Annotated in this window: 20 protein-coding genes, 1 tRNA gene and 2 pseudogenes; 6 read left to right on the forward strand and 17 right to left on the reverse strand. The window is 70.8% G+C overall.

Features of this window, described 5'->3' with window-relative positions:
- Window position 1: 1 nt before the first annotated feature.
- The 9 genes from QQM39_RS29725 to QQM39_RS29765 all read right to left on the reverse strand — a co-directional run bounded on the left by QQM39_RS29725 (window position 2) and on the right by QQM39_RS29765 (window position 5,750).
- Window positions 2-748 carry a GAF and ANTAR domain-containing protein gene (locus QQM39_RS29725; RefSeq protein ID WP_302000624.1) on the reverse strand — a complete coding sequence of 249 codons (747 nt, stop codon included), beginning with the start codon at window positions 746-748 and terminating at the stop codon, window positions 2-4.
- A gap of 61 nt (window positions 749-809) precedes the next feature.
- The gene (locus QQM39_RS29730) at window positions 810-1,481 is read right to left on the reverse strand and encodes a hypothetical protein (protein WP_302000625.1); all 672 of its coding nucleotides are present in this window, start codon (window positions 1,479-1,481) and stop codon (window positions 810-812) included.
- Complete coding sequence (locus tag QQM39_RS29735) at window positions 1,478-1,903, reverse strand: STAS domain-containing protein (RefSeq protein WP_302000626.1); 426 nt, start codon at window positions 1,901-1,903, stop codon at window positions 1,478-1,480. Before QQM39_RS29735 ends, QQM39_RS29730 begins: the two co-directional genes overlap by 4 nt.
- A gap of 367 nt (window positions 1,904-2,270) precedes the next feature.
- Complete coding sequence (locus tag QQM39_RS29740; RefSeq protein WP_302000627.1) at window positions 2,271-3,512, reverse strand: PP2C family protein-serine/threonine phosphatase; 1,242 nt, start codon at window positions 3,510-3,512, stop codon at window positions 2,271-2,273.
- Between the two features lie 295 nt (window positions 3,513-3,807).
- Complete coding sequence (locus QQM39_RS29745) at window positions 3,808-4,119, reverse strand: STAS domain-containing protein (RefSeq protein ID WP_302000628.1); 312 nt, start codon at window positions 4,117-4,119, stop codon at window positions 3,808-3,810.
- Window positions 4,120-4,187: 68 nt separating this feature from the next.
- On the reverse strand, window positions 4,188-4,460 hold the full coding sequence (locus tag QQM39_RS29750; protein WP_302000629.1) for a hypothetical protein: 273 nt from the start codon (window positions 4,458-4,460) through the stop codon (window positions 4,188-4,190).
- Between the two features lie 10 nt (window positions 4,461-4,470).
- The gene (locus QQM39_RS29755; protein WP_302000630.1) at window positions 4,471-5,175 is read right to left on the reverse strand and encodes a DUF5994 family protein; all 705 of its coding nucleotides are present in this window, start codon (window positions 5,173-5,175) and stop codon (window positions 4,471-4,473) included.
- 39 nt (window positions 5,176-5,214) lie between these two features.
- Entirely contained in the window at window positions 5,215-5,562 is a 348-nt protein-coding gene (locus QQM39_RS29760; RefSeq protein ID WP_302000631.1) for a hypothetical protein, read from the reverse strand.
- The gene (locus QQM39_RS29765) at window positions 5,559-5,750 is read right to left on the reverse strand and encodes a CsbD family protein (RefSeq protein WP_302000632.1); all 192 of its coding nucleotides are present in this window, start codon (window positions 5,748-5,750) and stop codon (window positions 5,559-5,561) included. The genes QQM39_RS29760 and QQM39_RS29765 overlap by 4 nt, the downstream gene beginning before the upstream one ends.
- A 307-nt stretch (window positions 5,751-6,057) precedes the next feature.
- On the opposite strand from QQM39_RS29765, the gene QQM39_RS29770 reads away from it, so the two are divergent.
- Complete coding sequence (locus QQM39_RS29770) at window positions 6,058-7,059, forward strand: acyl-CoA desaturase (protein WP_302000633.1); 1,002 nt, start codon at window positions 6,058-6,060, stop codon at window positions 7,057-7,059.
- Window positions 7,060-7,100: 41 nt separating this feature from the next.
- Window positions 7,101-7,499, forward strand: coding sequence for a DUF5994 family protein (locus tag QQM39_RS29775; protein WP_302000634.1), 399 nt, complete (start codon window positions 7,101-7,103; stop codon window positions 7,497-7,499).
- 69 nt (window positions 7,500-7,568) lie between these two features.
- On the opposite strand, the gene QQM39_RS29780 is transcribed toward QQM39_RS29775, so the two are convergent.
- From QQM39_RS29780 to QQM39_RS29815, 8 genes and pseudogenes are all read right to left on the reverse strand, one after another.
- The gene (locus tag QQM39_RS29780) at window positions 7,569-8,015 is read right to left on the reverse strand and encodes a DUF5994 family protein (RefSeq protein WP_367669225.1); all 447 of its coding nucleotides are present in this window, start codon (window positions 8,013-8,015) and stop codon (window positions 7,569-7,571) included.
- A 341-nt stretch (window positions 8,016-8,356) separates the two neighbouring features.
- The gene (locus tag QQM39_RS29785) at window positions 8,357-8,857 is read right to left on the reverse strand and encodes an Asp23/Gls24 family envelope stress response protein (protein WP_302000635.1); all 501 of its coding nucleotides are present in this window, start codon (window positions 8,855-8,857) and stop codon (window positions 8,357-8,359) included.
- 415 nt (window positions 8,858-9,272) lie between these two features.
- A complete protein-coding gene (locus tag QQM39_RS29790) occupies window positions 9,273-9,545 on the reverse strand; it encodes a hypothetical protein (protein ID WP_302000636.1) in 273 nt (90 codons plus the stop codon).
- A 106-nt stretch (window positions 9,546-9,651) separates the two neighbouring features.
- Window positions 9,652-9,921, reverse strand: a pseudogene (locus tag QQM39_RS29795) (hypothetical protein); the annotation flags it as partial.
- A 72-nt stretch (window positions 9,922-9,993) separates the two neighbouring features.
- Entirely contained in the window at window positions 9,994-10,218 is a 225-nt protein-coding gene (locus tag QQM39_RS29800) for a hypothetical protein (RefSeq protein ID WP_302000637.1), read from the reverse strand.
- Between the two features lie 24 nt (window positions 10,219-10,242).
- Entirely contained in the window at window positions 10,243-10,806 is a 564-nt protein-coding gene (locus QQM39_RS29805; protein WP_302000638.1) for a DUF5994 family protein, read from the reverse strand.
- Between the two features lie 347 nt (window positions 10,807-11,153).
- A pseudogene (locus QQM39_RS29810) lies at window positions 11,154-11,294 on the reverse strand (dCTP deaminase); the annotation flags it as partial.
- Between the two features lie 216 nt (window positions 11,295-11,510).
- Window positions 11,511-11,583, reverse strand: a tRNA-Arg gene (locus QQM39_RS29815).
- A gap of 322 nt (window positions 11,584-11,905) precedes the next feature.
- Here QQM39_RS29815 and QQM39_RS29820 point away from each other — a divergent pair.
- The 4 genes from QQM39_RS29820 to QQM39_RS29835 all read left to right on the forward strand — a co-directional run bounded on the left by QQM39_RS29820 (window position 11,906) and on the right by QQM39_RS29835 (window position 18,316).
- Window positions 11,906-13,513 (forward strand): dynamin family protein, encoded by a 1,608-nt coding sequence (locus tag QQM39_RS29820; protein ID WP_302000639.1) that lies wholly within the window; start codon window positions 11,906-11,908, stop codon window positions 13,511-13,513.
- A gap of 3 nt (window positions 13,514-13,516) precedes the next feature.
- A complete protein-coding gene (locus QQM39_RS29825) occupies window positions 13,517-15,796 on the forward strand; it encodes a YfjP family GTPase (RefSeq protein WP_302000640.1) in 2,280 nt (759 codons plus the stop codon).
- Between the two features lie 360 nt (window positions 15,797-16,156).
- Window positions 16,157-16,621 carry a single-stranded DNA-binding protein gene (locus tag QQM39_RS29830; protein ID WP_302000641.1) on the forward strand — a complete coding sequence of 155 codons (465 nt, stop codon included), beginning with the start codon at window positions 16,157-16,159 and terminating at the stop codon, window positions 16,619-16,621.
- A gap of 273 nt (window positions 16,622-16,894) precedes the next feature.
- On the forward strand, window positions 16,895-18,316 hold the full coding sequence (locus QQM39_RS29835) for a Cys-Gln thioester bond-forming surface protein (RefSeq protein ID WP_302000642.1): 1,422 nt from the start codon (window positions 16,895-16,897) through the stop codon (window positions 18,314-18,316).
- Window positions 18,317-18,361 lie beyond the last annotated feature (45 nt).

The following is an 18,361-nucleotide window of genomic DNA, read 5'->3' on the forward strand; positions in this document are numbered from 1 at the left end:
ACTAGTCCCTGCCCGCAGGGGCGGGAAGTACGGCACGTTCCTCGGCCGGCACCGAGGCGTCAGGTTTCCTCCTCGGCCTGATACGGCTCCCCGTCCGGGGGAAACGAAGCCGTCGGGCCACCACGTCGGCGGCCACGTCCGCGAGCCGGCGTCCCTGCGCATAGGCGTAGGCACGGAGCCGGACGAAGGCTTCTTCGATGCCGACTCCGAGCTGAGTAGTGAGCATTCCGCTGGCCTGGTCGATCTCCGCTCGGTATGCGCCCAGGTCCTCGAAGCCGCGGTCCGCCATCGGCCCGCCGGCCGACACGCCCGCCTCGTCGATCCTTGCGTCGAGCAGGAGAAGCGTCGCGAGATCGGCGAACGCCATAGCGTCGGCCAGTTCCTCCGCGTCCAGTACGGTCGGAATGTTGGCGTACAGGTCCAGAACTCCCGGGCTGATCGCCCCCTCCTGCAGGGGCAGCGAGAACACCGCGCGGGCTCCGGCTTCCAGGGCCGCATCGGCGAACACGGCCCAGTGATCCTGAAGTTCAGTGGTGAGCAGATCGGGTGTCAGGACGGCCGAGCCGCGTACAAAGGCGTCCACGCAGGGCCCCTCTCCCAGCGTGAGCTGGAGTTCCTCCAGTTGCTCGCTGATGTCGTCGGTGCTGCACAACGGATGGCTCGGCGCGGTCGGGGACATCGCCGACAGCCCGGCCCCGCCGACCGGCAGCGCGGCCACGGCCGCGGTGCATACGTCCACCACACTCACCGGGGCACCTCGTCGGACCGCCTGCTCGGCCACCAGCATCCGAATGCGGGTCGACCGCCTGTCAGGCCCCACTGGGGCCACCGTCTCCGGGCATCGTGACAAGGCCCTCCAGCCTCGCCGTGGTGCGTTCCCCGAAGGGAAGTACCAGCGCGCGGAATGGGGTGGCGCCCGCCGGCCTGCGAAGCTCTCCGATGTCCAGCCACCCCCAGGAGCGGAGCGCAGCGAGGGTTGGGCGATCGGCCCGGTCCACCAGGGTGGCGCCGAGCGACGCCTGATGGTCCGTCAGCAGCCGCTCCTGCACGCGGCGGGCCAGTTCCCGGTCCTGCGGATGCGGCCGGATCAGAATGGCGGCGAACGCGAAGACACTGCCGGACGCTGTGAGTTGCTCGATGCTGCGCGGCAAAACTCCGTCGAAGCCGAGCCACCAGGAGCCGTCGCCGCCTACGGGGAATCCGAAGGCGCATCCCGTCAGGCTGTCCGTCTCGGCGATCACCATGGCGAATCCTGGGCGGCGCATGTCCACGGTGAGACGGTTCAGGTAGTCCTGGCGGCTGGGACGGCGGTATGGCTCACCCGGCGGCGTTGCGCGGGACTCCACATACAGAGCCACCAGATCCTCACGCAGGCCCTCCACCAGCCAACGGCTCAGCCGACGCAACCGCGCCGGAGCCACGGCGGACGGCTCGCCGTCCCCCGGCTTCCGTGACTGTCCCCGCCCGGGTTCGGCCGTCATCGCACATCACCCGAGAGAACAGGCGCAGGCGGGAGAGACCGGTGCGGCGGGGCTGGACGGGGCGCGGTCGGGGTGTCGCCGAGAGGTGGTGGCAGGTGGCCGCACGGAAGGCCGAGGAGCAGGAGCCCGCAGCCGGCGAGGTCGAGAATCCGAGCCAGTGTCGTCGGCGGATGGTGCAGTCGCAGGGTCCCACCGGCCACGGTGGTCTGCTGCGCGGCGTGGAGGAACGCGTTGAGTCCGCTGCAGTCGCAGAAGGTGACGGGGGTGAGGTCGACGTCGATGGTGCGGATACCGTCCCGCAGGCACCGCTCCAGGGACTCGCGCACCAACGGCGCGGATTCGAGGTCGATCTCACCGGACAGGGTGATCAGCGCCTGTTTCCCTTGGTCATGGCGGTGGACGGTGAGCTGTGAGAGGGGCATGACGCCTCGGTTCGGAAGAGCATCCGGCAGCGGCACGGTGAGCCGGAGTTCCGGCCCCCTGGGCGCGCTCTCGGCAGGGGCGTACTTTCGGCGGAGGCAGAGCATCGGCCGGTCCGACCCAGCCTGCGCAGCAGGACAGAGGACCCACCCGGTTCCCTCCGGGGAAGCTCCGGGTGACAGACGAAGAGTCCGCACCCCGCAGCCATCTGTGTTCAGCAACAGCATGCCGCCGGGGTCTGGGACGTCTACACAGCAGCGTAGTCCTCGCATCGGGTGACGGACGGTCCGAAGCAGCCCAATCCCAGGATATGGACGGTGCAAAACACGCGGTGGCTCGCATGACGGAGCCGGTCGTGCGGTTGCCGGCTCACTCCAGGAGCACGAGGTGGTCGGCGGCGCCCCCTCGCCATTCGATCAGGAAGAGGGTCGCGTCGTCGGTGGTGCGGCCGCCCCGTTGCTGCTTCAGGGCGTGGGAGAGTGAGCGCACCACCGCTCGTACTCCCTTCTCTGTGTGTTCGATGCGGTTGACCCAGTGGATGAGTTGTTCTTCGCCGAATTGTTCTTCGCCGGCTTCGTGCTCCTCGATCAGGCCGTCGGTGAAGCACAGCACTCGGTCGCCGCGTTGGAGCCTCTGCCGGCTGATCCGGGGCTCTTCACCGCCGAAGCCGACGGGCAAGGTGGTCGGGCCGCCCAGTTGCCGGACGACCTTGTGGTCACGGATCAGCAGCGGTGCGGGGTGGCCCGCGTTGACCCACTGCAGGTGGCCCGTCGTGATGTTCAGACGCATCATCTGGGCGGTGACGAAGTGGTCGGGCCCGAACTGCTCGGCGATGGCCCGGTCCATGAACGTGTAGATCTCGGACAGGCCGATGCCGGCACGCCTGGCGTGCCGGTAGGCCCCGACGGCGACGGTCGCCATCGTGGCGGCGTCCAGGCCGTGGCCCATCGCATCGACCATGGCCACGTGCAGGATGTCCTCATTGAGGGCGTAGTCGAAGCTGTCGCCTGCGACGTCGTAGGCGGGCTCCAGGATTCCGGCAACCGCGACCTGCGGGACGGACATCGCCAGCGGCGGCAGCAGGGACCACTGGATCTCCGCGGCCAAGCTCATCGGTTCGCGGCGCCGGGCGAAGAAGAACTGATCGGTGTAGCTGTGCTTGGTGACCAGCATGTCGGCGACCAGGCCGGCGAGCCTGCGCAGCAGCCGCCGGTCGTCGTCATCGACGGTGTCCAGGGTGAGGGCCATTACGCCCACCTGGTCGCTGCCGTCCAGCAACGGCAGGTACATCCGGACGCCGTCGGACTGCGGCACCTCGACAGTGGTCGCGTGCAGAAAGGCTGTGCCGGCGGGAGAGTCACCGATCGGCTCAGGCTCGCCGACCATCAGCCGCTGACCCGGCAACGGCACCAACACCAGCTGGCCATAGTCCTGCAGCAGGATCGAGACGTCGCGGCCACCGACCCTGGCCACCTCTTCCGCGATCAGCGGGGCGATCAGCTGCGGCGGCATCTCGTGTGCCCGGTCCAGCAGCACCCCCAGCAGCCGCTCACCGAACCCTTCCGACCGGTCCAGCACGCCCTCGTCGGGTCGGCGCTCACCTTCCGCCATAACCGCACTCCCGCACCGGCGTCGTCGAAGCTTCGGCCGCCGTGTCCATGCTCACCTCGTGCCGCGAGTCCAGCGCCCGCACCGACACGCGCGGTCCGTCCCGCGGTCACGGCGGATGCGCTCGACCCGCTCACGTGATCTGTACACATGGGCTCCTGACACGACCGCGATCAACCCGCCCAGCGTGACGCGGCGGGCCGCGCCGAACAGCCCATTACGCCAGAGGTGGCATGTCACACACGGTCGGAACAGATGGCTCTGGGTCCCGTTGTGCACCACATTTCTCCCGGAGCCCTCACAGGAGCAGAAGATCGGAGCCGGTGTCCGCGAGGAGCCGTGCGGTTTGCGGGGACGGGTGGTGCAGTCGCAGGCACGCGTGGGTCTCGGCGGCGTGCCGCGACGCGTCGAGGAAGACGCTCAGGCCGTTGTTGTCGCAGAGGCCGACGGTGGTCAGATCGACGTCGATGGTGGTGATGCCGTCAAGCAGGCACCGCTCCAGAGCGGCGCGCACCTGGGGCGCGGTGGCCGGGCCGATCTCACCGGCCAGGGTGATCAGTGCTCGCCTGCCCCGGTCGTGCCGGTAGATGTTCAGCTGCGGAAGAGTCATGACGCCTCGGTTCATGGGGGCCGGCCGCTCCTCGCACAGTCAGTGGCCCGGCGACGGAAACCGCCTGGTCACCTGTGGTGAGTCGTACGGCTGCGGCGGCGGCGCGGCGGGAACCGGCCGCCCCCGTCGCGGTGGTCCCGTCGTTCGCCGGTGGTCGGCGACTCGGACCGGTCCGGACCCACCGGGGGCTCCGGTGTGGCGCGGCCGCGGCGGCCGGGCAGGGGGGCGCTGTACCGGTGCACGGCGATTCTCTCGGCGTGCTGGATGTTGAGCCGGTGGATCACGTACGCCGCCACTGCGATGAGAACCACAAAGGCGGCGGCTGTCAGGAAGGCGTTCATGGCGGCCGCCTCACATACCGCTGATCAGGTGGCTGGCCCAGCTGGGCGGGCCGGTCTGTTCCGGAACGGCCGCGGACACCGCGGAGGCGCCGCCCTCGTACTCCCATGCCTCGTCCGGGGCCAGTGGCCCGTCGGTCGCGGAAACGCCGTGTCGGGCCTCGTCCGCGGCGATGAGCGCGCTCGCGGTCAGCGGCGGGCCGTCGTAGTCGGACGCGGCAGCCATCAGACGGGCCGCCGACTCCGCGCCGGTCTCGGGCGGGATGACCAGCAGGTCCCAGCGTCCGGTGCCGTAGGAGAGCAGCAGCAGCTTGTGCGGGTCGATTTCCGGGGTGAACCAGCCGACCTTGACGACGTGGCCGTCCACGGGAACCTGGCGGGGGATGACCGGCCAGTGCTCCGGGTTGACGGCGACGCGGGTGATGCGGCCCCACAAGGGGTCCAACACGTCGGTCAGTTCCGGCAGTTCGCTCAGCAGATCCCGGGAGCGGGGCCACCAGGCACCGTCCAGGAGTCCACGGGAGGTGCCGTCGGTCTTCAGGGCGAGACGCGCGGCCGGGGCTGCGACGGGCTCGGGGTGCGGCAGGGGTGGAAGCAAGGTCGCCGACATGATGCGGACCCGTCTCCGGGCCGCCTCTGCGGCGGCCCGGGTTTCATCTTGCGCCAAGAACGACCCGGCATGGTAGCCGGTGTACGAAATGCCCTCGGTGCTGTCCACACTACTCCGCGCAACGCCGCGGCGCGGAGTAGTGGCTGCCTAGATGTGGAGCAGTCGCTGGATGATCTCCCGGTACTGCCTCAGCGCGAGCCGGAGTCCGTCGGACTGTGCCTCGGGGGCCTGGTCCTGCCAGCCGGCGCGCAGGAGACGCCGCCGTTCCGCGAGGGCGTTCACGAGCTGGGCGGTGGCTTCGTCATAGGCGCTCTCGGCCTCTTCCAGTGCCTCGAGCGGAGTGTCGGCGAAGGTGTTGAGGGCGTGCCGGAGGGACTGGACGATCTTGTCCTGTTCGTCCGACGGGAGCAGCGGCTCCGGGCCTGGGGTACGTCGCTCGGCGGGGCCCCGGGCCTGGCCCGCGGGCTGCTGGGCGCGCGTCTGGTCGTACATCATCGGGGGCCGCTTCCACTCCGCCTGAAGGCGCCCTTGGCCTTCTCCGCGGCCTGTTTCAGGCTTCCGGAGACCCGGTCGGTCCTGCCTCGGCGCTGCAGTCGCCTGTTGCGGGTGACTCGGCCGAGTTCTTCCGTGATCCTGCCCTTCATCGCCTGTGCCTGGTTCTTGATGGTCCGTGAAACGGTCATGGCCGGCCTCACTGTGGTCCGGTAGGTGGGTTCCCGCGGGGTCTGGGCGAGGCGGGAAGGCGGAATGCTTCGCCGTGTGTTCCGGGGTGGCATGGCCCTGCACCGTGCTGCCAGTCAACGTCCGGCCACGGTCCGTGTCAACGCGGTCGCCGTGCGATCCGGCCCACCTCGTCTCGGAGCGTGCGGGAGTACGGTGGAGAAAGCGAGGCTCTTCGTGGCCGGTGTCCGGCCCCCTCCTCGCGACCCCATCCCATGGGCAGCCCGTGACCCCGGCCGCGCCATCCGCATCCAGGCCGAGGAGTCACGTATGCGACTCAGTCCCACCACGTCCCCGACGGTCACACCGTCGGACCCCGCCCCGCCGCCCCAGGGCTACGACGGGACGTCCCCGTTCCCGCCCGACGGCCCGGCGCCCGCGCGTAGCGGCAGTGACCGGCTGTACGTCACAGTGACCGCGGCGATCGTCATCCTGCCGTTCGTGGCGATCGGTCTCGCCGGCTGGCTGCTGTGGGGCAGTCTCATCCATCCCGCCGACATCGTGCTCGCGCTCGTCCTCTACACGATCACGGGTCTCGGCGTCACGGTCGGCTTCCACCGCGGCCTCACCCACGGCGGCTACCGGGCCGTCCGTCCCGTGCGGATCGCGCTCGCGGTGGCCGGATCGATGAGTTTCCAGGGTGACGTCATCGGCTGGGTCGCCACCCACCGACGCCACCACGCCTTCACCGACCGGCCCGGCGACCCGCACTCTCCGTACCGCTACGGCACGCATCTGCGCGGCCAGTTGCGCGGTCTGCTGCACGCGCACGTCGGTTGGCTGTTCCGCAACGACCGTACGCCGCCGGAGCGCTATGCCCCCGACCTGCTGGCCGACCGCGACATCCGGGCCGTCGCGCGCGCCTTCCCGGCACTGTGCCTCCTCACGCTCGCCCTGCCGTTCGTGGTGGGCTGGGCCATCGGCGGTACGTGGCTGTACGGCGTAACCGCCCTGCTGTGGGCCGGACTTGTGCGCATCGCGCTGCTCCACCACGTCACCTGGAGCGTGAACTCCCTCTGCCACATGATCGGTGACCGCCCGTTCCGTACCCGGCGCCACGACCGGGCCACCAACCTGTGGCCCCTCGCCCTGCTCTCGTTCGGCGAGAGCTGGCACAACCTCCACCACGCCGACCCCACCAGCGCGCGCCACGGCGTCGACCGCGGCCAGCTCGACCCCTCCGCCGCCGTGATCCGCCTCCTCGAACGCCTCGGCTGGGTGCACGACGTGCGCTGGCCCACTGCGGACCGGGTCGCGGCCCGTCGCGCCTGACGTCGACCACTCAATCCTCAAGGCAGTTGGCAGGAGTCTTCATGGCCACCGCACTGCAGTCCCCGCCTCCCTCCCGCCCCGTCCTCCGGCTGCGTCTCGCATCCCGCAGCGGCATGCCCCGGCTCATCGACGGAGCGTGGTGGCCCCGTTCGCACGACCTGCTCGCCGAACTCCCCCAGCTGCTGGCTGGATTGCCGCGCGCCTGGGGCCACATCACCAGCGTCACCGTCCACGGGGCGACGTGGTCCGCGGTGCCCGGCCGGATGCTCGTCTTCAACCAGGTCGTACGACTGCGCAGGACCGTGGCGGCATCCGCCCCGCACACGATCGTCCTGCTCGCCCCCGGCCGGGGGCGCTGGGACCTGCTGGTCCTGCCTCCGGATACGACCGAGGAAGCCGCGGAACCGCTCATGGCGGCCGCGGCAAGTGGCCACGACTGATCCCGCCCACCACGGACTGCCCGGCGAATTCATCAGGGCACCGACGGCCGGGTTCGGCGACGACGACCGTCACATCCCCACCACCAGTCGGCCGGGCCGGCGGGTGGTGGCCTCGCACGACGAGGAGGTTTCGCCGGCCTGTGCCGCCGCCACGAGGGCGGTCGCGGTCGTCGGCGGGCCGGTGTTCGCGCTCGCGGCGGCCATCAGCCGGGCGGCCGAGGGGGCGCCCGTCTCCGGCGGGATCACCAGGAGGTCCCAGCGGCCCGCGGTGTAAGACAGGAGCAGGATCTTGTGCGGATCCTGCTCCGACGTGAACCAACCGACCTCCACCACATGGCCGTTGACGAGGATCTCGCGCGGGAGTGTCGGCCAGTAGCGCGGGTTGACGGCGATATGGGTGATCCGTCCCCACAGCGGATCCAGTACGTCCGCCAGAGCGGAGAGTTCGTGTGTCAGGTCACGTGACCGAGGCCACCAGGCGCCGTCCAACTCCACGTGCCCTGGTGAAGGACTCACGGATTTCAGCGCGAGGCGCGCGGTCGGGGTCCTGAAGGGAACGGCCCGTAGCGGGGGAGGAGAGGCGGTCGCGGACATCGCGCGAACCTGTCTCCGGACCTCTGCGCGAGTGCAGCTGCCCGGTGTCGTTGCTCACTGGGAACGACACCGGCATCGGAGCCGGTGTGCGAAATGCTCCCGATGCATTCACGCTACTCCCCGAAGAGGCCGAACGGACCGCTCCTGGACGTCGGCTCACTTCTGTCGGCGGTCGTCCTCCGAGCAGCGGCTCGTCTCACCGCCGCCAACCGCGGCCATATACCCATCGCGCGCTCCTCGCTCGCTTTGGCTCCGGCAAGCGATTACTCGAGCCGCCGTTCTGGTCGTTCCTCGTCCTTGTCCTCGTCCTCGTCGAACAAATGCACATCGCCGACCGCGATGTTGACCTCGACAACTTCCAGACCGGTCATCCGCTCGATGGCAGCGATCACGTTCTCCCTGACGTCGCCCGCGACCTCCATGATGGAGACGCCGTACTCGACGACGAGCTCCAGGTCGACCGCGGTCTGTACCTCGCCGACCTCGACCTTCACCCCGCTGGTGACGGACTTCCCGCCGGCACCGGGCACACGTTCACGCATGGCCCCCATGCCACGGGCGAACCCACCGCCCATCGCATGGACGCCCGGCACATCCCGGGCCGCCAGCCCGGCGATCTTCGCCACCACACCATCGGCGATGGTCGTATGGCCGCGCGACCCCGGATCGCTTCCGTGCGGCACCCCCGCACTCTTCCCGCCGCGCTCGCCCAATGATCCCGCGCGAGGGGTCTCGGGCCGGTTCGGCAGTCCGGTATCCGTCATCTTCGGTCACCACTTTCCGACGCCACAGGCAGCCTGTCGTGCCCCTTCCTTTTCCTTCACGCTAACGGCGAATGCCCGACCTCGCTCAGGCAAGTGGCATGTGAGCGATGTCGGGCACTGCGCCAAGAGACGGCGGTGACATCCCACGCAGAGGGGGCGGTCGGTCAACGACGACGCAGTTGCGTCACTCGCGGAGATCGGCCGAGTGGATCACGCCTTCTCCAGGTGGCATGTACCGGTGACGCAACGGCCCCGGCGTATACACACCGGGGCCGCCCTTCCGGGTCGTTGCACGTGAGAGTGCGCGGACCCACTCACCAGGGTATGCCGGGGCATCATTTCAGTCATATCGGTCGCATGGGAGAAAATGGCTGTCACGTGACCGGCCGGAGCCCTGAGGGCGGCCCGTGCCGTGTCAGTCGCTGTCCTTCTCCTCGGTCTCCATGAACTGGATCCCCTTGTGCTTCAGCGTGACCATCGCGGGTGTGTTTCCTCTCGCCCAGTCGACCTGGATCAGTCCCTCGGCCGCCAAGTACGTGCAGGCGGCGGCCAGGTCCTCCTCGGGCATGGCCAGGTCCTCGCGCAACTGCGCCCCGGTGAGGCCGAGGAGGCGATTGCCTTCCATGGCCTCGTACAGGCTCTTCATGATCGCCTCGCGGTAATGCTGCCGCTCGTGCAGTGTCGCCATGGTCGCCTGCCTCTCGTGCCGGCACTGACGGAAACCCGGACGTCCGGGCGGTATCCACCTTCCCCCGCTGAGGGTCGTCTCCTCGGATTTCGTCCGGCTGTGTGTGATCGTCCCGGGAGGACTGGCTGGTCAGCAGCCAGGAGCGCACCGGCTCCGCCATGCGCGTGGTGTCCACGGTGAGGTGGAGGCGTGTTCCGCCACCAGCGCCTGCGGGGTTGCTGCGCGCTTCGGTGGCGGCGAAACAACGGCGGAGAAGCTCCACGACATGGCGAGCCGCCTCCGGGTCCGCGGCGACGATACGAACCTCCGCGTGCCCGGCCGACGGCAGTTTCCGGGAATTCGTGGTGACCCCTTGCTCATGCAGGGCCACGTGCATCAGGGGCGACGTGTCAGTGGGTGCGACGGCCGTCGCCCCATGCCCACCCCGGCTGGAAGCAGGTCTGCGTCATCAGCGGCTCCCCTCGCGATGTTCACGGCGTGTGGTGTCGGCAGGAGGAGCCTTCGGTGCGGTCGCATGTGAACTCTTACGGGTTCGCCGACCGATTCCCGGTAGGGCGTCGCTGTAGCGGAACGCCCCGATCCTTTCGTCATGCTGCGCGTTGAGCCGGTGGATCAGGAACATTCCCGCGATGATCACGAAGATGATCACGGCGACGGTGACGGCTGTCTCCACGTCCTCACCTCCTCAGGGCGGAACTCAAGATTCCCGATCGCGGCTCCGGCCGCCGAAGCGACTGGCTCCGCCGTCGGTCCCCCATTCCTCTTCCCGGCTCCGAGCCTCCGCCGCGTCGTGGCCGATGGCCTCGTCGGCCATCAGACCGCTGGCGGTGCGGATACCTCCTGGGACGGTTGCTGCTGCCATCAGCCGGGCGGCGGCGGCCGGCTCCGTCTCCGGAGGGATCACCAGCAGGTCCAGGCGGCCCACCGTGCTGGAGAGGAGGATCACTTTGTTCGGGTCCTGCTCGTCGGCGAACCAGCCGACATGCACCGTGTGCCCTGAATGCACCGTGTGCCCTGTGCCGGGGAGCTTGCGCGGGATGACGGGCCAGTGGGCCGGGTTCACGGTGACGTGGGTGATCCGGCCCCAGCACGCGTCCAGCGCGTTCGTCAGAGTGGGGATCTCCCGGAGGAGATCACGGGAGCGGGGCCACCAGGCACCGTCCAGGAGACCTGGAACCGAGCCGGCCGGGGCCAGGGACAGCCTGGCCGACGCCGAAGGCAGGCGCTCTTTGACGATCGTAGGTTCGATGGTCGCGGTCATGACGCGGACCTGTCCCCGGCCTCCTCCTGGAGGTCGGTGTTGTTGCTCGCCGGGAACGACACCGACGTGGCGGCCGGTGTGCGAAGTGCTCCCGTCCGCTTCACTCTACGCCGCTCCGAGGCCCAGGGGCGCGCTCGTGAGCAGGCACGTGAGCAGGCACTTTACCGAGAGGTATCGAGTCCGGCACCGCCGGCGAGCGCAGCCGGTGCGGAGGCGCACGACTTACGGTGAGAGGACGATTGAGAGGATGCTTGAGAGGACGAGGTGCCGCGTTCGGCGGGGACACCGGATTCTCGCGGCGCCCCTCGCCGCCGTCGTCGTGCGGTCGTAACCATCCCGCCCACGCGCCTGCCGCGGTACAGCGCGACGGGGCCGGCGGAGGCGAAGAACATGATCTGCCCGATCCTCATCCCCGCGTAGACGCGCAGAGGGCGGATGGGCGTGAGCATCAGCGTCCACTGGCCGTGGGAACCGATGTCGCCGACGGGGCGGTGATCTCGGGACCCGTGAGGATCATTGCGTCTCAGCCTGGCGCACACCGGGCGAGGCCCGCCCCCCGGAGAGAGTGAGCTGGTGCGCTGCCATGAGCCCCACCCGCCGACTTCGCCAGGGGTTCATCCGCATTCGCGAAGCCGCTCCGCCGAGCCCGGTAAACGGCCTCTGACCAGCAAAAACGCCCTCCCGATGGGAGGGCGGAGCATGGGCGCCCCCGGCAGGACTCGAACCTGCGGCCAAGCGCTTAGAAGGCGCCTGCTCTATCCACTGAGCTACGGGGGCCGGTTGTGGTGGCCTCGGTCGTGGTGCCCGGGGTGTGGGCTGACCCGTGACGATGCCGGGGACAAGGATAGGGCTCCCGCGTCCATGTCCCAGTTGCTTCGCCTCCGTGGCTCGATGTGGAGGTTCGGTGAAGCGGTCCTGATAATCGCAGGCAGGTGCGAATCGCGCACCGCTTTTGGCCTCCTGCGCCCCGGGTGTTGTGCACTCGTTATGCCTGGACTGTGCCTGTGTCCCAGTCGCCCCTTCCGTCCCTTGTGTCCTGTCGGCGCGCAGACATGCTCATATGCTTCAGAATTCCCCTAAAATTGGGCATTCTTCGCATGTGGTGACCTTGGACGTACGGCCTCAGCTGCTCGACGCACTCTCCGCCCTGCGCGACCGTGTCGCTGCCGCACGCTTCCCGCTGCCCCTGGCGGGGGCCCCACGCGCGCGTGCCAACCGCGACGAACTGCTCGCGCAGCTCGACGACTATTTGGTGCCCCGCCTGAGAGAGCCCGAAGCGCCCTTGCTGGCCGTGGTGGGAGGATCCACCGGGGCCGGGAAATCGACGCTCGTCAACTCCCTCGTGGGCAGACGCGTGACCGAGGCGGGCGTGCTGCGGCCGACGACGCGAAATCCGGTGCTCGTCTGCCATCCGGAGGACCATCACTGGTTCAGCGGGATGCGCGTACTGCCCGACCTCACACGCGTGTGGAAGCCCGAGCACGAGCCGGCGGAGGAACTGATGCTGCCCGGCGAGGACGGCGCGCGCGTGCTGCGCGTCGAGACCGCCGACACGCTGCCGGCCGGGCTCGCCCTCCTCGACGCGCCCGACATCGACTCCCTGCTCGCCGACAACCGCGCCCTCGCCGCGGAACTGATCTGCGCGGCCGACATCTGGGTCATGGTCACCACGGCCGCGCGGTACGCCGACGCCGTCCCCTGGCACCTGCTGCGCACCGCCAAGGAGTACGACGCCACCCTGGTGACCGTTCTCGACAGGGTTCCTCATCAGGTCGTGTCCGAGGTGTCGCGGCAGTACGGCGCGCTCCTCACCAAGGCCGGCCTCGGCGAGGTACCCCGCTTCACCGTGCCCGAGCTGCCCGAGTCGGCCTGGGGAGGCGGACTGCTGCCGGCCAGCGCGGTGGCGGCGCTGCGCACCTGGCTCATCCAGCAGGCCCAGGACCCGGCGGCCCGGGAGCACGTCGTGGCCCGTACGGCATACGGGCTTCTCGACTCCCTCAAGGCCCGCATGCCCGAGCTCGCCAGTGCCGCCGCCGCCCAGTACGCGGCCGCGCTGCGGCTCACCGCCGCCGTGGACAGCGCGTACGACAGCGAGTACGCGCGCGTGCGGAGCCGGCTGCAGGCCGGCGCCGTACTCGCCGGGGACGCCCTGAAGCGCTGGCGCGCCTTCCCGCTCGACTGCTCCGCCGGGGAGCTCCTCGACTCGCTGGTGGACAGCCTGAGCACCCTCCTGCTGTGCGCCGTCACCGCCGCCGACGAGCGCGTCGACGACGCCTGGCGGCGCGAACCGGCCGCCGCCGCCCCCGAACTGGCCAACCGTGACCCGAGGCCGGAGAGTGTCGAGCACCGCATCGGGCTGGCCGTACGGCGATGGCGGCGGGAGCTCGAGGAGTACGCCGAGGACGAGGTGAGCGTCCACGACCGCAGCGTCGTCCCCGACTCCGAGGTCGTCACCGCCCTCGTCGCCACCGCGCTGCTGGGCGCCCGCCGGGCCCGGTCCGCGGGGGAGGGGCTCGCCGAGCGGATCGGGGCGCACGGGGCGCTGCGGCTGCGCGACCGGGCCGGGCGGCTGCTCGCCGAGCACCTGGACCGGGTCATGCACAACGAACGCGAGCGCCGGCTCGCTCCCCTCGACGCCCTGGAGATCCATCCGGACCCCCAGGCCGAGCTCATCGCCGCGCTGTCCGTACTGCTGAAGGAGAGGTGACCGGTGACTGCCGTCACTGACCAGGACCACACGGAGCACGTCGATCAGCGGGAGGACGGCGTCACCATGGACGACGAACGCGCAACCGACGTCCCTGCACATGTCCCTGAAGGCGCCCCTGTGGACATCCCTGTGAACGTCTCTTCAGGGGGCGCTTCCGATACGGCGGGCGCATGCGACGCCGCGGACGCTTGCGGCGCAGAGAGTCCTTCCGAACGCGGCCTCCCTGGAGAGGGCCGCGCGGAGGGCCGGCCGGACGGCGACCACGCGCGCGTGGGGGACGGTGACACCGACGCGCGCGTGGGCGGCCGCGACGCCGGCGGCCAGGAGGCCGGTGACGCCTCACGTCGTACGCCGCCCTCGTCACGCAAGGAGCCGTCCTCGTCCCGTACGCCGCCCTCCTCGCGTCCGCAGCCACCCTCCTCTCGTACGGAACCCTCCTCGCGTCCGCAGCCCTCATCGCGCAAGGAGCCCTCCTCGCGTGCGGAGTCCTCGTCTCGCGCGGAGCCCTCCCGTACGGAGTCCCCCTCGCGCACGGAGCCCTCCTCGCGCACGGACACCCCTTCCGGTACGGAATCCGCGGCCCCCTGGGACGACGGGCTCATCGCGCGGCGGGTGAACGAGACCGCCGCCTCCGAGCCGCCCGCCGTCGTGGAGCCCCGGGCCGTCGGCTCGCCGGTCGTGACGCCGCTCGCGTACGACGGGGCGCTGCGGTCCCGGCTCGACGCGCTGCGTGAACTGGTCGGGCTCTCCCGCACCCGGCTCGACAGCAAGACGCTCGCCGAGGCGGGCAAGGTGCTCGACGAGGCGGCCTCGCGGCGCAGGCTCTCCGGTCAGCACACCGTCGTCGCCATCGCCGGCGCCACCGGCAGCGGCAAGTCGCAGCTCTTCAACGCGCTCGCCGGAGTGACCATCTCGGAGACGGGCGTACGGCGTCCGACGACCGCCGCGCCCCTCGCGTGCAGCTGGAGCGACGGCGCGGCCGGCCTCATCGACCGGCTCGGCATCCCGCCACGACTGCGGCGGCGCCCGGCACAGAACGCGACCGCGGACGGGCAGCTGCGCGGGCTCGTCCTGGTCGACCTGCCCGACCACGACTCGGCGGCCGTACAGCACCGCGAGCAGGTCGACCGCGTCCTGGCGCTCGTCGACGCGGTCATCTGGGTGGTCGACCCCGAGAAGTACGCCGACGCCATGCTGCATGAGCGCTATCTGCGGCCCATGGCGGGGCACGCCGAGATCATGTTTGTCGTCCTGAACCAGACCGACCGGCTGCCCGGGGAGGCCACCGACCAGGTCCTCGACGACCTGCGGCGGCTGCTGGACGAGGACGGCATCGCGCTGGGCGAGCACGGCGAACCGGGCGCGACCGTGCTGGCGCTGTCCGCGCTCACCGGGGACGGCGTCGGTGACCTGCGCGAGGCGCTCGGCCAGTTCGTGGCGGAGCGCGGGGCCGCGGCGCGCCGGATCTCGGCCGACGTGGACGCCGCGGGGTGGCGGCTGCGGCCGGCGTACGCGGCGCGTCGGCGGACGGGGCTCACCGAGGAGGCGCGGGACGAGTTCTCCGCCCGGCTCGCGGACGCGATCGGTGCCACGGCCGCGGGCGAGGCCGCCGAGCGGGCATGGCTGCGCAACGCCAACCGCGCGTGCGGGACGCCCTGGCTGCGGCTGTGGCGCTGGTACCAGGACCGGGGCGAAGCCCCGACGGGACGCCTGACCCTGCGCGGTCAGACGGACGAGGAGGCCACCGCGCGCCAGCGCGTCGAACAGGCGGTGCGGACGGTCGCCGACCACGCGTCGGCCGGGCTGCCCACGGCCTGGGCGCAGGCGGTCCGCGAGGCGGCCGTACGGGGGGCCCAGGGGCTGCCCGAGGCGCTGGACGACCTGGCCGCGCGGGCCGGACTGCCGCCGGGGCGGCCGCCGCGGCCGGGCTGGTGGCCGGCGGCGGTCCTGGTGCAGGCCGCCATGACGATCCTTCAGGTCATCGGCGGACTCTGGCTGGTGGGGCAGATCATCGGGGTCATGGCGCCCAACCTGGGCGTGCCGGTGCTGTTGATGGTGGCCGGCATCGTCGGCGGTCCGCTCGTCGAGTGGGGGTGCCGGATCGCGGCACGGGGACCGGCACGGCGGTACGGCTTGGAGGCGGAGCGGCGATTGCGGGAGGCGGCGGCCGGGTGCGGGCGGGCCCGGGTGCTGGATCCGGTGGCGGCGGAGCTGTTGCGCTATCGGGAGGTTCGGGAGCAGTACGGGCGCGTGATGGGGGCGGGGGTCGCGACGAGGTGAACGACGAGGCCAACGGCGAGGTGAACTGAGGGCGCGGTGGCTCGGGCCCCGGGCGACCTCGGGCACGGGCCGGTGGCTCACTCGTTCGGGTGGCCGAGATATCCACAGGCGGGCGGTGATCCACAGGGCTCAGCGGGCTCGGCCCGGCGGAGGCAGTCTGGCTTCGCGGCGATCGCGACGGAAGCGGTCGATCGCGGTGACGGCGGCGCAGGGACGTACCGGGGACGTATCGGGGACGTACGAGAGACGTCCCGGGGACGTGCCCGGGGTGCGCGGCCGTCACATCGGACGCAGCCGTACGGGACGGGCCCGTACGTGTATCCGCCCGGCCGGCGCGGCCGGGTGAGGGAGGGGTTCGAGATGAACGAGACGATCGTCTGCGCGGTGGGCAACGTGGCGACACAGCCCGTGTACCGGGAACTGGCGACGGGACCGTCCGCGCGCTTCCGGCTGGCGGTGACCGCGCGCTACCTGGACCGCGGGAAGAACGAGTGGACCGACGGGCACACCAACTTCTTCACGGTGTGGGCCAATCGGCAGCTCGCCACCAATGCCGCCGGGTCGCTGAACGTGGGCGATCCCGTCGTGGTGCAGGGCAGGCTGAAGGTGCGTTCGGACGTACGCGAGGGGCAGAGCTGGACCTCGGCCGACATCGACGCGGTGGCGATCGGCCACGACCTCGCCCGCGGCACCTCGGCCTTCCGGCGCACCCCCAGGCCGGAGGCGGGAGCCGCCGCCGCACCGGACCGCCCCGAGCCCGACTGGGAGACGCAACCCTCGGAGGGTGAAGCCCAACAGACCCCGGAACCAGCGGCAGTGACGTGACGTCAGTCACGCGCGGCCGTCGGCGCCGAAGCTGACCGAACTGCGGCTTATCGACGAATGCGTTCCGAACGGCCCCGGTGGATTTGTCGATAAGCCCTGCTCGGAACGGATCTTGGCGATAACGATTCCGAGTCGGATCGGCCCTCCGACGGGATCACAGGGAAGCGTGGTGCGGCGCGTCCCTAGGATGCCGGACATAGCTCTAGGGGCTTCTGATTCTGCTGGTGGGACCTTATCCCCCACGTCAACGGGTCCTGCTCGAAGGGGAATTCTGTGTTTTCTGCGTTCTCCGCGCTGTCGGTGCGCGGACGAGGGACGGCTGCCCGCCTCGCCGCCTCGACCCTGGTGTCCGGCCTCGTCGCCGCCTCGGTGATGGCCGGCGCGGGCACGGCAGCGGCCGACGCGACGGCGCGGAGCCAGGGCGGGGCGACCGCCACCATAGGCGGCCTGAAGACATACGGCGCGGCGGTCGTCCACGCCGACTCCGGCGACCAGGAGATCTCGGCGGGCCTGTTCGAGATGTCCGTCGACGGCGGCGGCACCCTGCAGACGTACTGCGTCGACATCCACAACCCCACGCAGCGCGACGCCAAGTATCACGAGACGTCCTGGGGCGGCACCTCGCTGGGCGCCAACAAGGACGCGGGCAGGATCCGCTGGATCCTGCAGAACTCCTACCCGCAGGTGAACGACCTCGCGGCACTCGCCGGCAAGGCGGGCGTCGAGGGCGGCCTCACCGAGCAGGACGCGGCGGCCGGCACCCAGGTGGCCATCTGGCGCTACTCCGACGGCGTGGACGTCGACGCCGCCGACCCGCAGGCCGAGAAGCTCGCGGACTACCTGGAGCACAGCGCACGCGCCGTGGCCGAGCCCCAGGCGTCGCTGACGCTCGACCCGCCCGCGGTCTCCGGCCACCCCGGCGAGCGGCTCGGTCCGGTGACAGTGCACACCAACGCCGGCAGCGTCACGGTGACGCCGCCCGCGGACGCCGCCACCAGCGGGGTGCGGATCGTGGACAAGGACGGCAAGGCCGTCACCTCCGCGGCCGACGGCGGTCAGGTGTTCTTCGAGGTGCCCGAGAAGGCCGCGGACGGCCAGGCCGAGCTGACCGTGCAGGCCTCGACGACCGTGCCGGTGGGGCGGGCCTTCGCCGCGGAGAGCCGCAGCCAGACGCAGATCCTGGCCGGCTCCAGCGAGTCGACCGTCTCGGCGACGGCGAGCGCGACCTGGGCGGGGACCGGTGCGATACCCGCACTGTCCGCGGCGGAGAACTGCGCCAAGGGCGGTGTCGACATCACCGCGGCCAACAAGGGCGACGAGGCCTTCACCTTCGAGCTGCTCGGGATCGAGTACAGCATCCCGGCGGGTGAATCGCGGACGGTGACGGTTCCGCTCCAGGAGGACCAGGCCTACGACTTCACCATCCAGGGCCCGGCCGGCTTCGAGCAGCGCTTCACCGGTGTGCTGGACTGCATGACGCAGGCGACCGAGGCCGACCAGGCGGGCGCCGTCACCCAGACCGTCAGTGAGCCGAGCCCCGCCACGGTCGGCACCACGTCCGACGACACCAACCTCGCCGCGACCGGTGGCTCCGCCATGACCCCCCTGATCGCGGGCATCGCCATCGGCCTGGTCCTGATCGGCGGCGCGGCTCTGGTCCTCGTACGGAAGAAGGAAGCGCGGACGCAGGGCTGAGCATCGGCGCGGCAGCGAATGAGCGCGAGGCAACTCGCGGAGGGG

This window comes from Streptomyces sp. DT2A-34 (assembly GCF_030499515.1).
In the GTDB taxonomy this organism is placed as follows: Bacteria; Actinomycetota; Actinomycetes; order Streptomycetales; family Streptomycetaceae; genus Streptomyces.

Excerpts from the sequence above, each read along its gene's own strand:
- QQM39_RS29730 (WP_302000625.1), bottom strand. The coding sequence starts at position 1,481 with ATGACGGCCGAACCCGGGCGGGGACAGTCACGGAAGCCGGGGGACGGC.
- QQM39_RS29735 (WP_302000626.1), bottom strand. The coding sequence starts at position 1,903 with ATGCCCCTCTCACAGCTCACCGTCCACCGCCATGACCAAGGGAAACAG.
- QQM39_RS29740 (WP_302000627.1), bottom strand. The coding sequence starts at position 3,512 with ATGGCGGAAGGTGAGCGCCGACCCGACGAGGGCGTGCTGGACCGGTCG.
- QQM39_RS29745 (WP_302000628.1), bottom strand. The coding sequence starts at position 4,119 with ATGACTCTTCCGCAGCTGAACATCTACCGGCACGACCGGGGCAGGCGA.
- QQM39_RS29750 (WP_302000629.1), bottom strand. The coding sequence starts at position 4,460 with ATGAACGCCTTCCTGACAGCCGCCGCCTTTGTGGTTCTCATCGCAGTG.
- QQM39_RS29760 (WP_302000631.1), bottom strand. The coding sequence starts at position 5,562 with ATGATGTACGACCAGACGCGCGCCCAGCAGCCCGCGGGCCAGGCCCGG.
- QQM39_RS29765 (WP_302000632.1), bottom strand. The coding sequence starts at position 5,750 with ATGACCGTTTCACGGACCATCAAGAACCAGGCACAGGCGATGAAGGGC.
- QQM39_RS29770 (WP_302000633.1), top strand. The coding sequence starts at position 6,058 with ATGCGACTCAGTCCCACCACGTCCCCGACGGTCACACCGTCGGACCCC.
- QQM39_RS29775 (WP_302000634.1), top strand. The coding sequence starts at position 7,101 with ATGGCCACCGCACTGCAGTCCCCGCCTCCCTCCCGCCCCGTCCTCCGG.
- QQM39_RS29785 (WP_302000635.1), bottom strand. The coding sequence starts at position 8,857 with ATGACGGATACCGGACTGCCGAACCGGCCCGAGACCCCTCGCGCGGGA.
- QQM39_RS29790 (WP_302000636.1), bottom strand. The coding sequence starts at position 9,545 with ATGGCGACACTGCACGAGCGGCAGCATTACCGCGAGGCGATCATGAAG.
- QQM39_RS29805 (WP_302000638.1), bottom strand. The coding sequence starts at position 10,806 with ATGACCGCGACCATCGAACCTACGATCGTCAAAGAGCGCCTGCCTTCG.
- QQM39_RS29830 (WP_302000641.1), top strand. The coding sequence starts at position 16,157 with ATGAACGAGACGATCGTCTGCGCGGTGGGCAACGTGGCGACACAGCCC.